The 14,328-nt window shown below is 71.6% G+C and carries 12 protein-coding genes; 9 read left to right on the top strand and 3 right to left on the bottom strand.

All coding sequences use genetic code 11. The annotated features are described in order from the left end of the window. The first annotated feature begins 38 nt into the window (after window positions 1–38). From ABZ896_RS16325 to ABZ896_RS16310, 4 genes are all read left to right on the top strand, one after another. The gene (locus tag ABZ896_RS16325) at window positions 39–1,553 is read left to right on the top strand and encodes an aminotransferase class V-fold PLP-dependent enzyme (RefSeq protein WP_360928306.1); all 1,515 of its coding nucleotides are present in this window, start codon (window positions 39–41) and stop codon (window positions 1,551–1,553) included. Between the two features lie 63 nt (window positions 1,554–1,616). Next, window positions 1,617–3,455 (top strand): benzoate-CoA ligase family protein, encoded by a 1,839-nt coding sequence (locus ABZ896_RS16320; RefSeq protein WP_360928303.1) that lies wholly within the window; start codon window positions 1,617–1,619, stop codon window positions 3,453–3,455. Window position 3,456: 1 nt separating this feature from the next. Next, window positions 3,457–4,731 (top strand): wax ester/triacylglycerol synthase domain-containing protein, encoded by a 1,275-nt coding sequence (locus ABZ896_RS16315; RefSeq protein ID WP_360928300.1) that lies wholly within the window; start codon window positions 3,457–3,459, stop codon window positions 4,729–4,731. After that, on the top strand, window positions 4,728–5,531 hold the full coding sequence (locus tag ABZ896_RS16310; RefSeq protein ID WP_360928297.1) for an SDR family oxidoreductase: 804 nt from the start codon (window positions 4,728–4,730) through the stop codon (window positions 5,529–5,531). The genes ABZ896_RS16315 and ABZ896_RS16310 overlap by 4 nt, the downstream gene beginning before the upstream one ends. A 52-nt stretch (window positions 5,532–5,583) precedes the next feature. Here the strand turns inward: ABZ896_RS16310 and ABZ896_RS16305 are convergent, their stop codons facing one another. From ABZ896_RS16305 to ABZ896_RS16295, 3 genes are all read right to left on the bottom strand, one after another. Further along, window positions 5,584–5,784 carry a MerR family transcriptional regulator gene (locus ABZ896_RS16305; RefSeq protein ID WP_123989353.1) on the bottom strand — a complete coding sequence of 67 codons (201 nt, stop codon included), beginning with the start codon at window positions 5,782–5,784 and terminating at the stop codon, window positions 5,584–5,586. 345 nt (window positions 5,785–6,129) lie between these two features. Beyond that, window positions 6,130–6,942, bottom strand: a complete 813-nt coding sequence (locus tag ABZ896_RS16300) for a helix-turn-helix domain-containing protein (protein ID WP_360928476.1) — start codon at window positions 6,940–6,942, stop codon at window positions 6,130–6,132. Window positions 6,943–7,148: 206 nt separating this feature from the next. Then, a complete protein-coding gene (locus tag ABZ896_RS16295) occupies window positions 7,149–8,063 on the bottom strand; it encodes a sugar phosphate isomerase/epimerase (protein WP_360928293.1) in 915 nt (304 codons plus the stop codon). A gap of 133 nt (window positions 8,064–8,196) precedes the next feature. Between ABZ896_RS16295 and iolC the strand changes: the two genes are divergently transcribed. Genes iolC through mmsA form a run of 5 tightly spaced genes read left to right on the top strand, consistent with a single transcriptional unit; the run spans window position 8,197 to window position 14,237 of the window. Next, window positions 8,197–9,147 (top strand): 5-dehydro-2-deoxygluconokinase, encoded by a 951-nt coding sequence (gene iolC / locus ABZ896_RS16290; RefSeq protein ID WP_360928290.1) that lies wholly within the window; start codon window positions 8,197–8,199, stop codon window positions 9,145–9,147. After that, complete coding sequence (locus ABZ896_RS16285; protein WP_360928287.1) at window positions 9,144–10,025, top strand: deoxyribose-phosphate aldolase; 882 nt, start codon at window positions 9,144–9,146, stop codon at window positions 10,023–10,025. Before iolC ends, ABZ896_RS16285 begins: the two co-directional genes overlap by 4 nt. An 8-nt stretch (window positions 10,026–10,033) precedes the next feature. Beyond that, on the top strand, window positions 10,034–10,846 hold the full coding sequence (gene iolB / locus ABZ896_RS16280; RefSeq protein ID WP_360928284.1) for a 5-deoxy-glucuronate isomerase: 813 nt from the start codon (window positions 10,034–10,036) through the stop codon (window positions 10,844–10,846). Beyond that, a complete protein-coding gene (iolD, locus tag ABZ896_RS16275; protein ID WP_360928281.1) occupies window positions 10,843–12,720 on the top strand; it encodes a 3D-(3,5/4)-trihydroxycyclohexane-1,2-dione acylhydrolase (decyclizing) in 1,878 nt (625 codons plus the stop codon). The genes iolB and iolD overlap by 4 nt, the downstream gene beginning before the upstream one ends. 14 nt (window positions 12,721–12,734) lie before the next feature. Then, on the top strand, window positions 12,735–14,237 hold the full coding sequence (gene mmsA / locus ABZ896_RS16270) for a CoA-acylating methylmalonate-semialdehyde dehydrogenase (RefSeq protein ID WP_360928278.1): 1,503 nt from the start codon (window positions 12,735–12,737) through the stop codon (window positions 14,235–14,237). The last annotated feature ends 91 nt before the right edge of the window (window positions 14,238–14,328 follow it).

Raw genomic sequence — 14,328 nt, 5'->3', positions numbered from 1 at the left:
AATGCCGTGCTCAGTGGGGTCTCAGTGGGGTGTTCCGCATGAGTGAAGAATGCTGTCCCGGTGATTTCGCGTCCTGTGTCCGCCGGGAGTTTCCCGCCCTGGACCGGAAGGTCTATCTCGACAGCGCCTGTATCGGGGTCGCGCCGGTACGGGCCGTCCGCGCGGTGACGGATCTCGTGCAGGGAATGCAGTACTGCACCGCCGAGTCCGGCACCGAGATGCACGGCCGGCTCAATGAACTGCGCGCGAGCGCACGGCCGTTGGCGGCCCGCCTGATCGGCGCCGAGGCGAGCGACATCGCCCTCGTGGAGAGCGCCACCCACGGACTGAAGATCGCCCTGGAGTCCCTCCCGCTGCACGCCGGCGACGAAGTACTCCTGCCCGACCTGGAGTTCATCCAGCTGGGTGTGATGTGCCGGCAGCTGGAGGACCGCGGCATCACGGTCCGCACGGTGCCGCACGACCCCTCCGGCCGGATCGGCGTCGACGCCGTACGCGCCGAACTCACCCCCGCCGTCAAGGTGTTGGCGCTCAGCTCGGTGCAGTGGACCAACGGCTTCCGGGCCGACCTCGCGGACCTGTCCGAACTGTGCCGCGGGCGCGGGGTCTGGCTGCTCGTGGACGCGGCACAGCACGTGGGAGCGCTGCCGTTCGACGTCCGGCGGACGCCGGTCGACCTCCTGGTGTGCGGCGGACACAAGTGGCTGTGCTCGCCGTTCGGCACCGGCTTCCTCTATCTGGCCCCGGCCGCCCGCCCCCGGCTGCGCAGACCCCTCGCCGGGTTCTTCGCGGCCAGACCGCCCGCCCGCACCTGGGGCGAGGCGTTCCTGCGCCCCGACCTCACCCCGCTGCGCGCCTACGAGTTCACCGACGACGCCCACGCCTGGGAGACCGGCGGCACCGGCAACTACCCCGGCGCGGTGGGCCTTTCGGCCGCCCTCTCGCTCTTCCTCGAACTGCGGCCGCAGCGCGTCGAGGCCCATCTGCGCACCCTGACCGACTACTTGATCGAGGGCCTGGACCGGCTCGGGTTCACCGTCGTCAGCCCGCGCGAGGCCCGCCACCGCTCCGGGATCGTCACCTTCGGCACCGGCCGCGCCGCCGGCGACCTGCACCTCCTGCGCGCGCTGCTCACGGCGGGCATCGCGGTCGGCGTGCGCTACACCTCCGGCGTCGGCGGGGTCCGGGTCAGCTGCCATCTCTACAACACCCTCCGGGACGTGGACGCGCTCCTGGAGGCCGCCGAGGACTGGCGGCGCGGGCCCCGCCGTACGACCGCCCCCAGGGCCCGCACCCGTCAACTCCCCAGGGCCGCCGCCCAGATCGTGCGTCAGCGCGCGCTGATCGACGCCCTCGACGACGACCTCATGGGGATCGTCACCGCCCGCGGCGGAGTCAGCCGGGGCATCCGCCGCTCCCGCACCGAGGGTGCCCTGTCCCGCACCGACCTCGCCCGCGAACGGGAGGTCGTCGAGCGCTTCCACGACCGCCTGGGCCAGGACGGCACCCGCCTCGCACTGGAACTGCTGCGCATGTGCAAGGGCGACACATGACGCAACGCGCAGTGCGGCAGCGGGAGTTGCGTCCAAGCATCGAATCCCTTCCAGGAGGCCCTCATGAACTCCCCCTTCAACGCCGCCACTTACCTCGTCGACCGCCAGATAGCCCGCGGGTTCGGCGACCGGCCGGCCCTCGTCGGAACCCGCACGACCCTGACGTACGGCGAACTCGGTGCCCGCGTGGCCGCGGTGGGCGCCGGCTGGCGGGCCCTCGGCGTACGTCCCGAGGAGCGCGTCCTGATCCACGCGGCCGACGGCCCCGAGACGGTCGTCGCGCTGCTCGCCCTGATGCGGATCGGCGCGGTCCCCGTCCCGGTCTCCACGATGAGCACGCCGGCCGAACTGACCGCCCTGATCGCCGACTCGCGCTGCCGCCACCTGCTCGCCGGACCCGAGTTCTGCGACCGCGTCCACGCGGCGTTACGGCACAGCGCGGCCGTCCCGGACCTGGTCGGCGTGGTCGTCCTCGACGACGCGCCCGTCCAGCCGCCGCCCGCCGTGCTGCGCATCCGCTGGGAGCACCTGATCGCGGCCGGTCGGGCAGCGGACCCCGCCGACCTGAGGGCCGACCGCACCACCGAGGACTCCCCGGCGCTGTGGCTCTACACCTCCGGCACCACCGGCACCCCCAAGGCCGCGATGCACCGGCACGGCAGCGTCCGCTTCGTCGCCGAGCACTACGGCGAGCAGGTGCTCGGCCTGCGCCCGCACGACCGCTGCTTCTCGGTGGCCAAGCTGTTCTTCGCGTACGGCATCGGGAACTCCTGTTTCTTCCCGCTCGCCGCCGGTGCCGCCGCCGTCCTCGACCCGGCGCCGCCGACCCCGGAGTCGATCGCCCGCCGTCTCTCCGCGGACGCGCCCACCGTCTTCTTCGGCGTCCCGACCTCGTACGCGGCGCTCCTGCGCGCCCCTGTCCCCGACGACGTCTTCCGGGGCGTACGGCTGGCCGTCTCGGCGGGGGAGCCGCTGCCGCCGGAGCTCCAGCACCGCTTCCACGAGCGCTTCGGTATCGGGCTGGTGAACGGCATGGGCTCCACGGAGGCCCTGCACATCTTCCTCTCCAACCGGCCGGGCGCGGCCCGCCCCGGCACCCTCGGCACGCCCGTCCCCGGCTACGACCTGCGCGTCGAGGCGGCCGACGGGGAACCGGGGGTCCTGAAGGTGCGGGCGCCCTCGGCGGCGACCGGGTACTGGTGCCGTACGCAGGCCACGCGGACCGTCTTCCAGGGTGAGTGGATCGACACCGGGGACCTGTTCACGCGGGACGCCGACGGCTACTACACCTGCCACGGACGTGCCGGGGACATGATCAAGAGCGGGGGTGTCTGGGTCGCCCCGGCGGAGGTCGAGAACACGCTGCTGAGCCATCCGGCGGTGGCGGCGGCGTGCGTGGTCGCGGCGCCCGACGCGGACGGCCTGGACCGCCCGGTCGCCTGCGTGATCCCGTCGACCCCGACCCCCTTCGACGAAGCCGCACTCCACATCTTCTGCCACACCCACCTACCCGCCCACAAACGCCCCCGCCACATCCTCGCCGCCGAGACCTTCCCCACCACAGCAACAGGCAAGACGGACCGCCGTAGAGTGGGGGAGGAGACCCGGGCCCGGCTGGCGGAGGCGGCGCGGGCCGCTCATGCGGGAGGCGTTGGCCGTACACCCGAGGTCGCTCACGTCGGGGATGCCGACCGTGCGCCCGAAGCCGCTCGTGTCGAGGGCGGTGGCCCTGGCCCCGAAGCCGCGCGAGACGGCCGGCCGCCGAAAGCCCCACCGAGCCCCCACGCTCCGGAGCAGGACCAGACCCCCCACCCTCTGGAACCGGCCCAGACCCCCCGCGTCCCCGAACAGGCCCGTGCCCCGCATGAGTTCCCCGCCCCCGCCCCCTCCGGAGTCGACTGACATGGCTGTTCTCACTTCCGTGCTCGTGCCGCCCGCTCCCAACCCCGTCGACCTTCTCTTCCACGTCGCCGGGAAGTTCGCCTCGCATCAGGAGGCGGCTCCCAACGTCGGTGTCGTGCTGCATCTGACCGGTGACGCCCCCGCCCTCGCCGACCTGCGCGCGCGCCTCGCGGAGCGTCTGCACCGGCTGCCCTGCCTCACCCACGTGCTCACCGACGGAACCGCCGACGACACACCGCCCCGCTGGACCCCCACCGCCCCCGACCTGGACACGCACGTCGGCCGACTCACAGTCTCCGGCCGCCTCGACGACACCGTCCGCGAACTCCTCCACCGCCCCCTCCCCACCGACGCCCCCGCCTGGCACCTCACCCTCCTCACCGGCCACGCCCCCCGCCGCTACGCCCTCGCCCTCATCACCACCCACGCCGTCCAGGACGCCGCGAACCTCGTGACCGTCGTAGAAACCCTGCTCGCCCCCGAAGACACCGCCACCGAAGACACCAGTGACCGCCAACTCACCCCACCCACCCCACGCCAACTCCTCGACACCACCGCCCACATCTGGCGCAGCACCCGCCCGCACCACCTGTGGACCGACCCCGAGCACCCCCTCTCCGGCCGCCGCCACGTCGTCTGGCAGAAGGTGCCGACCCGTCTCCTCAAGGACACGGCACAGGCGTACGGCGCCACGAGCAACGACGTCCACCTCGCCGCCCTCGCCCACGCGGTGCGCCGCTGGGCCGCCGAACACCGCCCCGCGGCCGACCGCGACCCGCTCCCGCTGATGCTCCCCGTCAACCTGCGCACCCCGGAGGAGACCGCCCTCCCCGGCAACCGCTTCTTCCTCGCCCGCCTCGACCTCCCCGGCGGCCCGATGACCCCGGCCCGCCGCCTCACCCGCACCCGCGCCGCGACCGCCCCGCTGAGAGACCCCGACCACCGCCGCACCCTGTACCGGATGATCCGTCAGGAACCGGACCAGTACGCCCAGTTGATCGCCCACACGACCGCCCCCGGCTCCCTGACCGTCGTCGGCTCGATCTTCCGCGTCCCCGGCCGCCTCTCCCTCGACGGCGACCCCGTCGACCGGGTCGTCCCGATCATCTGCTGCCCCGACGGCTTCCCCCTCACCGTCGGCCTCTTCCTCTACGGGGACACCTCCACCGCCTCCTTCCAGATCGACCGCTCCCTGCCCGGCGCCGAGGAGATCCCGGACCGGTGGCGCGCGGCGATCGACGACATGGCCGCCTGCGCCCCCGGAGCCGACCGATGACGACCGCCGCCTTCCACGACCGCACGGCCCTCGTGGTGTCCGCCAGCCGCGGCATGGGCTACGCCATCGCCGCCGAACTCGCCCGCCAGGGCGCCTCGGTGGCGCTGACCGCCCGTACCGAGGAACCCCTGCGCGAGGCAGCCCGTGCCATCCGCGAGGACACCGGCCGGCGCGTCCTCGCGATCACCGCGCACAGCAGAGAGGAGAAGGACCGAAAGGCCGCCGTAGAGGCCGTGATGGACACCTTCGGCCGCCTCGACCTGCTCGTCTACACGACCGGCATCAACCCGGCCCTGGACACCCCCGCCATCGACCTCGACCTGGACTGCTTCCGCCGGATGTTCGAGACGAACGTGCTCGCCGCGCTCGACTTCGTCCAACTCGCCTGGCACGCCTGGATGAAGGAGAACGGCGGCGCGGTCCTGATGATGAACACCGTCGCCGCGCACGCCGTCTTCCGGATGCCCGCCTACAGCGCCACCAAGTCCGCCCTGCACCGCCTCACCGAGGACCTCGCCGACCAACTCGCCCCGCGCGTAAGGGTCAACGCCATCGCCCCCGCGTTCGTCCGCACCGCCTTCAAGGACACCCTCGCCACCCTCCCCGACGACACCATCGCCGCCAGCTACCCCCTCGGCCGGATCGGCGAGAGCGAGGACGTCGCCCACGCGGCCGCGTTCCTGCTCTCCCCGCGCGCCGACTGGATCACCGGCGTCACCCTGCGCGTCGACGGCGGCAAGTCCGTCGCCACCCACACCCACGACCGCCCCCACCCGGCCCCGGGCCGCCCGGTCCACTGACGGCGACGCCGGGCACCCGCTCAAGGGCACCCGGCGTCCACACAAGACGGACTCAGTCCTCTCTTCGGCCCCGGTTGCCGGGCCGGGACGCGACCCACGTCCGCACGGTGTCGGCGTACCAGAAGGGCTTGCCGCCCTCGACGTGGTCGGGCGGCGGCAGCAGCCCGTGCTTGCGGTACGACCGCACGGTGTCCGGCTGCACTCGGATGTGCGCCGCGATCTCCTTGTACGACCAGAGCCTTCGGTCGGTCATGTGGTGCACCTCCTCGCGCGCACCGCGGCGGCGGCCGGGAACGGCCGCGTCGGGGGTACCGGGCGCTGCGCTGGCGATCACAGAAGCCTGTGCCCCGTGAACGACAGGCGGTGACCGTCGGTCAGTGGCTGTGTACCGGGTGTGACACGCAGCCCGCGTACACGCGACATGTGTGACACGCGGGGGGCGTTTGTGACAGAGGTGCCGCAAAGGCGCACGCGGGCTCATCGGCGGGGCGCGTTGACAGGGGAGGGGCAGCCCTCACCGTGGGCGTGCGAATGGGCCGGGCCCGCTGCGTCGGGCCCGGCCCATCGGCTTCCCCCCTTTTGTCCTGACAGCGTGCAGTCAGACCCGCCCGCCGGTCTTGGAGAAATCCGCACTGCGCCCCGGCGCGAGCACGAGACTCGTCGCCTCCCCGGTCATCCGGTCGCTCGCGGGCACGGGCAGCGCCATCCGCCGGGCCACCGTGAACTCCCGCGGTGTGCACCCGGTCATCGCCTTGAACTCACCGCTCAGATGCGCCTGGTCGTAGAACCCGCACGCCGCCGCGGTCTCCGCCTGTCCGACGCCCTCCGCCAGCAGCCGCCGGGCCCGCTGCAACCGCAGCACCCGCGCCGCGGCCTTCGGGCCCAGCCCGATCTGCTCCCGGAACCGGTTCTCCAGATGCCGCACGCTCCACCCGACCTCCTCGGCGAGCCGCCGTACCGGCATCGCGCCGCCGGTCCGCACGAGTTCGCCGTAGGCACGCACCACCCGGGCCGAGCACGGCACCCCGTTCTCCCACCACCGCGAGAACACGTCGTCCAGCAACCGAAACCGCGCATCCCACGATGGCAACGCGGCCAGCGCGGCGGCGAGTTCACCGACCCGCCCACCCAACACATGCGGCAGCACGTCGGGATCGACGACGCGATCGGCGAGTTCGTACTGAGGTGTCCCGAAGAGCGTGAAGGCGGCCCAGGGGGCGAGCATCACCTCGATCCCGGACAACCGCCCGCTGTGCTCCCCGACGGCGGGAGTGGTCGTAGGACCGCAGAACACGGAGACAAGGGTGTCCGGCGGCCGCCCACCCCGAGTGATCCGCACGGGGTCCTCGAACCCCAGCAACAAGGTGGCGGCCCCGACAGGCGTCTCAAGTCGCCGCCGGGGCCGGTCCATGGAGAGCTTCAAGCCGCGATAGCTGAGCAATGCGGGCCGCAACCGAGGATGAGGAGCGGCAAGCGCCAACTCCCAGGACCCGCCAGCCCCACGCCCGGACCGAATCCACACCATCCGGCCAGCTTTCCAGCGAAAGGGCCCCGGCAACACCCCTTAGGGGCGCGGGGAACTGCGCGACCAGCCCCCACACACCCGCAGCCAAACAACTACGCCCCGCAACTCCGCAAAAACGCCCGGGTCCGCTGAGCAATCGGCAGAGGCTTGTCCGGCTCGCACGGATACATGTCCTGCTCCACAATCGCGAACAGATCCACATCCAGCCGCCCAGCAGCCTCCAGCACCGGCCCCAACGCCGGTACCCCGGACGGCGGTTCACACATCACACCCTGCGCCACAGCAGGCCCGAACGGCGTCCCCTTGGAACGCACGTCCGCCAGGATCTCCGGATCCACCTGCTTGAGGTGCAGATACCCGATCCGCGACCCGTACGTCTCGATCAGCTTCACGCTGTCCCCGCCGCAGTACGCGTAGTGCCCGGTGTCCAGACACAGCGACACGAGGGACGAGTCCGTCGCGTCCAGGAACCGGACGACGTTCTCCTCGCTGTCGATGTGCGTGTCCGCATGCGGGTGGACGACGATCTGAAGCCCGTACTCCTCCCGGACCCGCTGCCCAAGCCGCTCGGTCAGCGAGCTGAGGTTCCGCCACTGCTCCGGCGTGAGCGAGGAAGGCTCCAGCACCTCACCCGTCTTGTCGTCCCGCCAGAACGACGGAATCACGACGAGGTGCTTCGCCCCCATCGCCTGCGCGAGCACCGCGTTGTCGGCGACGTGCGCCCAGGTCTTCTCCCAGACGGACTCACCGTGGTGCAGCCCGGTGAAGACCGTGCCGGCCGACACCTTGAGGCCGCGGCGCGAGACCTCCTCGGTGAGGACGGCCGGATCCGTCGGGAGGTACCCGTACGGCCCCAGCTCGATCCACTCGTAGCCGGAGTCCGCGACCTCGTCGAGGAAGCGCTGCCAGGGGACCTGCTGGGGGTCGTCGGGGAACCACACGCCCCATGAGTCGGGAGCCGACCCGATGCGGATGCGGGACAGTGAGGACTGAGGTGCGGGAGTCATGCCGGTCAGCTTCCGCGCGAGCGGTAAGCGCTGTCAAGGTCTCGTCCGAATGTCTGGACAAAGTATTGACAGGGCTCGGCGGACGGGGCTAGAAACGCTGGGAGAGCCGACGCACAGGTACGAAAGGAAGCCGATGGCGTACGACCTGATCACCATGGGGCGGATCGGTGTGGACCTGTATCCACTGCAGACCGGTGTCGCGCTGCCGCAGGTGACGTCCTTCGGCAAGTTCCTCGGGGGCTCGGCGACGAACGTCGCCGTCGCCGCGTCGCGCCTGGGACGGCGCACCGCGGTCATCAGCCGCACCGGCGACGACCCGTTCGGCACCTATCTGCACGAGGCGCTGCGAGGTTTCGGCGTGGACGACCGGTGGGTCACCCCGGTTCCGGGCCTGCCGACCCCCGTCACCTTCTGCGAGGTCTTCCCGCCGGACGACTTCCCGCTCTACTTCTACCGGCAGCCCAAAGCCCCGGACCTGGAGATCGACGCCCACGAGCTGGACCTGGACGCGGTCCGCGAGGCGGGCATCTTCTGGGTCACCGGCACCGGCCTGAGCGAGGAGCCCAGCCGTACGGCGACCCTCGCGGCCCTCGCCCACCGCGCCAAGGCGGGTACGACGGTCTTCGACCTCGACTGGCGCCCCATGTTCTGGAAGGACCCCGACGAGGCCCGCCCCTTCTACGTCGAGGCCCTCAAGCACACCACCGTCGCCGTCGGAAACCTCGACGAGGTCGAGGTCGCGACCGGCGTGCGCGAGCCCCGCGAGGCGGCTCAGGCGCTGCTGGACGCCGGTGTCGAACTCGCCGTCGTCAAGCAGGGCCCCAAGGGCGTCCTCGCCGTCGACAGCAAGGGCGACGAGGCCGAGGTCCCGCCGCTGCCCGTGAACGTACTCAACGGTCTCGGCGCCGGTGACGCCTTCGGCGGCTCGCTCTGCCACGGCCTGCTCGCCGGCTGGGACCTGGAGAAGATCATGCGGCACGCCAACGCGGCCGGGGCCATCGTCGCCTCCCGCCTGGAGTGCAGCTCGGCGATGCCCACGCCGGACGAGATCGAGGCGGCCATCGCCGCGGGAGCCGTGAAGTGAGCGTCGACATCGCGGAGCTCGTCCGCCTCCGAACCCAGCACCCCGAGGCGATCGCCGAGGCCGCCGCCCGCCGTACCCGCAGGCCGCTGCTGAACGAGAACGGCCGCCTGATGATCGTGGCCGCCGACCACCCCGCCCGGGGCGCGCTCGGCGTCGGCGACCGCAAGTTCGCCATGGCCAACCGCGCCGACCTGCTGGAACGGCTGGTCCTCGCGCTCTCCCGCCCCGGCGTGGACGGCGTCCTCGCGACCGCCGACATCCTCGACGACCTGCTGCTGCTCGGCGCCCTCGACGGCAAGGTCGTCATGGGCTCCATGAACCGCGGCGGCCTCCAGGGCGCGAGCTTCGAGCTCGACGACCGCTTCACCGGCCACCGCGCCGAGGACATCCAGCGCCTCGGCTTCGACGCCGGCAAGCTGCTGCTGCGCATCGACTACGACGACCCGGGCTCCCTCACCACGATGGAGACCACCGCCCGCGCGATCGACGACATGGCCGCGCGCCGACTCCCGCTCTTCGTCGAGCCGTTCATCAGCTCCCGTACGAGCGAGGGCAAGGTCAGGAACGACCTCTCCGCCGAGGCCGTCACCAAGTCCATCGCCATCGCCTCGGGCCTGGGCGGCAGTTCGGCCTACACCTGGCTGAAGGTCCCGGTCTGCGACAACCCGGACGACATGGCCGAGGTCATGGCCACCTCCACGCTGCCCGCCGTGCTCCTCGGCGGCGAGGTCGGCGACGACCAGGACGGCGCGTACGAGAAGTGGCGCGGCGCCCTCCAACTGCCCACCGTCCGCGGCCTGGTGGTCGGCCGTTCGCTGCTGTACCCGGCGGACGGCGATGTGGCCGCCGCCGTGGACACCGCCGTCGGACTGCTGTGAGGGCCGGTATGAGCAACGAGTTGTACGTCCCGCGCGGGACCGCGGGCACGGCCGAGTACGCCGTCGACATCGACCCGAAGAAGGCGGGCTGGGGCTACAGCGCCCTCAGGATCGTCGAGTTGGCGCCGGGCGGCACGCACACCTTCGCCGCCGGGGACAGCGAGTGGATCGTGCTGCCGCTGGAAGGCGGCTGCACCGTACAGACTGAAGAGGAAGAGTTCCGACTCCTGGGCCGGGAGAGCGTGTTCGCGGGGGTCTCCGACTTCGCGTACGTGCCCCGGGACGCCCAGGCAACGATCGCCTCCGGCGCGGGAGGCCGCTTCGCCCTGGCAGGAGCGAAGTGCGAGCGACGACTCCCCGCCCGCTACGGCCCCGCGCCGGAGGTCCCCGTCGAACAACGCGGCAGCGGCACCCAGTTGCGGCACGTCCGCAACTTCGCCTCCGCCGACGCCTTCGACTGCGACAAGCTCATCGCCGTCGAGGTGATCACGCCCGGCGGCAACTGGTCCTCGTACCCTCCGCACAAGCACGACGAGCACCGGCCCGGTGTGGAAGCGGAGTTGGAGGAGATCTACTACTTCGAGATCGACGGCCCGAACGGTTTCGGCTATCAGCGCGTATCTCCCTCCCGTGAGGGCGGCGCCGACGTCCTCGCCGAGGTCCGCTCCGGCGACGCCGTGCTCGTCCCCGACGGGTGGCACGGCCCGTCGATCGCGCAGCCCGGGCACGACATGTACTACCTGAACGTCATGGCGGGCCCGGGTGCGACGCGGGAGTGGCGGATCTGCTTCCACCCGGACCACACCGAGGGGTACCGATGACGATCCGCCTGACCGTCGCGCAAGCGCTGGTCCGCTTCCTCGCCGCCCAGTACACCGAACGCGACGGCGCACGGCAGCGGTTGATCTCCGCGACCTGGGGCATCTTCGGCCACGGCAACGTGGCGGGCCTCGGCCAGGCGCTCGTCGAGTCCGCCGCCGACATGCCCTTCCACCAGGGCCGCAACGAGCAGTCCATGGTCCACGCGGCCGTCGGCTACGCGCGTCAGTCCAACCGCCTCTCCACCCACGCGGTCACGACCTCCATCGGCCCGGGCGCCACCAACCTGGTGACGGGCGCGGCCCTCGCGACCATCAACCACCTCCCGGTCCTGCTGCTCCCCGGCGACATCTTCGCCACCCGCGCCCCCGACCCGGTCCTCCAGCAGCTCGAAGTCCCGTACGCCGGTGACATATCGGTCAACGACTGCCTGCGCCCGGTGTCGAGGTACTTCGACCGCGTCATGCGCCCCGAAGCCCTGATCCCGGCCGCCCTCCAGGCGATGCGGGTCCTCACCGACCCCGTGGAGACCGGTGCCGTAACTCTGGCTCTCCCGCAGGACGTTCAGGCCGAGGCGTACGACTGGCCGGAGGAGTTCTTCGCCGAACGCACCTGGGCCGTACGACGTCCAGGCGCCGACCCGGCCGAACTCGCCGAAGCCGTAAGCGCGATCCGCAACGCCCAGCGCCCTCTGGTCATCGCCGGCGGTGGCGTCCACCACAGCCGCGCTGAAGAGGCCCTCGCCGAGTTCGCCTTGAGCACCGGCATCCCCGTCGCCTCCACCCAGGCCGGCAAGGGCTCCCTGCGCCACGACCACCCCCAGGACGTCGGCGGCGTCGGCCACACCGGCACCGCCACCGCGGACGAACTCGCCCGCACCGCCGACCTGGTGATCGGCGTCGGCACCCGCTACACCGACTTCACCACCGCCTCCGGCACGCTGTTCGCAGCCGACGGCGTCCGCTTCCTCAACCTCAACATCGCGCCCTACGACGGCCACAAGCTCGCCGGTCTGCCCCTGGTCGCGGACGCCCGCAGCGGCCTCCAGGAGCTGACCGAGGCCCTCCGCCTCCACGGCCACCGCGTCCCCAACGCGTACGTCGACGAGTACACCCTGGACAAGGAGCGCTGGGAGCAGCGCGTCGACGCCTGCTACGAGGCCGACGAGCCCGACGTGCGCCCGACCCAGCCGCAGGTCCTCGGCGCGCTCGACGCCCTCGTCGACGAGTCCGACGTGATCATCAACGCGGCCGGCTCCCTCCCCGGCGACCTGCACAAGCTGTGGCGCGCCCGCTCGCGGGACCAGTACCACCTGGAGTACGGCTACTCCTGCATGGGCTACGAGATCCCGGCCGCGATCGGTGTGAAGATGGCCGCCCCCGAGCGGAACGTCTGGGCGCTGGTCGGCGACGGCACGTACCTGATGATGCCGACGGAGATCGTCACGGCCGTACAGGAGGGCATCGCGATCAAGATGCTCCTCATCCAGAACCACGGCTACGCCTCCATCGGCGGCCTGTCCGAGTCGGTCGGCGGCGAGCGGTTCGGCACCGCCTACCGCCACCAGTCCGACGACGGCACCTACACGGGCGCCCCGCTGCCCGTGGACCTGGCCGCCAACGCGGCCAGCCTCGGTATGCGCGTGCTGCGCGCGAAGACCGTACGAGACCTCCGCGCAGCCCTCGCCGAGGCGCGGGCCGCGGACACTCCCACATGTGTCTACGTCGAGACGGAAACGGCAGACACAGTGTCGGGCGCGCCTCCGGCGCAGGCCTGGTGGGATGTTCCTGTGGCCGAGACCGCGACGCGCGCGTCCGCGGTGAAGGCCCGTGAGCTGTACGAACGGCACGTCTCTACCCGACGCCGCCATCTGTGAAGGAGTACTCGGTCATGACGAAGATCGTCAACCACTGGATCGGCGGCAAGACCGTCGAAGGCGCGTCGGGCAACTTCGGGCCGGTCACCGACCCGGCGACCGGCGCGGTCACCACCAAGGTCGCGTTCGCGACCGTCGACGAGGTCGACGCCGCCGTAGCCGCCGCGAAGGACGCGTTCCAGACCTGGGGCCGCTCGTCCCTCGCCAAGCGCACCACCATCCTCTTCAAGTTCCGGGCGCTTCTTGAAGCGAACCGGGACGCGATCGCCGAGCTGATCACCGCCGAGCACGGCAAGGTGCACAGCGACGCGCTCGGCGAGGTCGCGCGCGGTCTGGAGATCGTCGACCTGGCGTGCGGGATCACCGTGCAGCTGAAGGGCGAGCTGTCCACCGAGGTCGCGAGCCGCGTGGACGTCTCCTCCATCCGCCAGCCGCTGGGTGTCGTCGCCGGCATCACGCCGTTCAACTTCCCGGCGATGGTGCCGATGTGGATGTTCCCGATCGCCATCGCGACCGGCAACACCTTCGTGCTCAAGCCGTCCGAGAAGGACCCGTCGGCGTCCCTGAAGATCGCCGAGCTGCTGGCCGAGGCCGGTCTGCCCGACGGCGTCTTCAACGTCGTGCACGGTGACAAGGTGGCCGTCGACCGCCTCCTGGAGCACCCGGACGTCAAGGCCGTCTCCTTCGTGGGCTCGACCCCGATCGCCCGCTACATCCACACCACCGCCTCCGCGAACGGCAAGCGCGTCCAGGCTCTCGGCGGCGCCAAGAACCACATGCTGGTCCTCCCGGACGCCGACCTGGACGCGGCGGCCGACGCGGCAGTCTCCGCGGCCTACGGCTCGGCGGGCGAGCGCTGCATGGCGATCTCCGCGGTCGTGGCCGTCGGCTCCATCGGCGACACCCTCGTCGAGAAGATCCGCGAGCGCGCCGAGAAGATCAAGATCGGCCCCGGCAACGACCCGACGTCGGAGATGGGCCCGCTGATCACTGCCGTACACCGCGACAAGGTGGCGTCCTACGTAGAGGGCGCGGCCGCCGAGGGCTGCGAGGTCGTCCTGGACGGCACCGGCTTCACGGTCGAGGGCTTCGAGGACGGCCACTGGATCGGCATCTCGCTCCTCGACAAGGTGCCGACCACCGCGAAGGCGTACCAGGACGAGATCTTCGGCCCGGTCCTGACCGTGCTGCGCGTCGACACCTACGACGAGGGCATCGCCCTCATCAACGCCTCGCCGTTCGGCAACGGCACCGCGATCTTCACCCGGGACGGCGGCGCCGCCCGCCGCTTCCAGCTGGAGGTCGAGGCCGGCATGGTCGGCGTCAACGTCCCGATCCCGGTCCCCGTCGGCTACCACAGCTTCGGCGGCTGGAAGGACAGCCTCTTCGGCGACCACCACATCTACGGCAACGACGGCACCCACTTCTACACCCGCGGCAAGGTCGTCACCACCCGCTGGCCCGACCCGGCCGACGGCCCCTCGGGCGTCGACCTGGGCTTCCCGCGCAACCACTGAGTCGGCGCGAGCGCCTGAGCAACCGTCGAGCGCCGGGCACGCACACGGGTCCTCGTCCTCGGCGGCCTGCACCGGGGTCTCGGACAGCGAC

Origin of the sequence: Streptomyces sp. NPDC047072 (assembly GCF_040643855.1) — a bacterium.
GTDB lineage: Bacteria > Actinomycetota > Actinomycetes > Streptomycetales > Streptomycetaceae > Streptomyces.
Note: the sequence above shows the minus strand (reverse complement) of the source record. Positions and strands in the feature narration are given on the sequence as shown.

Excerpts from the sequence above, each read along its gene's own strand:
- ABZ896_RS16305 (WP_123989353.1), bottom strand. The coding sequence starts at position 5,784 with ATGACCGACCGAAGGCTCTGGTCGTACAAGGAGATCGCGGCGCACATC.
- ABZ896_RS16315 (WP_360928300.1), top strand. The coding sequence starts at position 3,457 with ATGGCTGTTCTCACTTCCGTGCTCGTGCCGCCCGCTCCCAACCCCGTC.
- iolD (WP_360928281.1), top strand. The coding sequence starts at position 10,843 with ATGACGATCCGCCTGACCGTCGCGCAAGCGCTGGTCCGCTTCCTCGCC.
- iolB (WP_360928284.1), top strand. The coding sequence starts at position 10,034 with ATGAGCAACGAGTTGTACGTCCCGCGCGGGACCGCGGGCACGGCCGAG.
- ABZ896_RS16325 (WP_360928306.1), top strand. The coding sequence starts at position 39 with ATGAGTGAAGAATGCTGTCCCGGTGATTTCGCGTCCTGTGTCCGCCGG.
- ABZ896_RS16310 (WP_360928297.1), top strand. The coding sequence starts at position 4,728 with ATGACGACCGCCGCCTTCCACGACCGCACGGCCCTCGTGGTGTCCGCC.
- iolC (WP_360928290.1), top strand. The coding sequence starts at position 8,197 with ATGGCGTACGACCTGATCACCATGGGGCGGATCGGTGTGGACCTGTAT.
- ABZ896_RS16320 (WP_360928303.1), top strand. The coding sequence starts at position 1,617 with ATGAACTCCCCCTTCAACGCCGCCACTTACCTCGTCGACCGCCAGATA.
- ABZ896_RS16295 (WP_360928293.1), bottom strand. The coding sequence starts at position 8,063 with ATGACTCCCGCACCTCAGTCCTCACTGTCCCGCATCCGCATCGGGTCG.
- mmsA (WP_360928278.1), top strand. The coding sequence starts at position 12,735 with ATGACGAAGATCGTCAACCACTGGATCGGCGGCAAGACCGTCGAAGGC.
- ABZ896_RS16300 (WP_360928476.1), bottom strand. The coding sequence starts at position 6,942 with ATGGACCGGCCCCGGCGGCGACTTGAGACGCCTGTCGGGGCCGCCACC.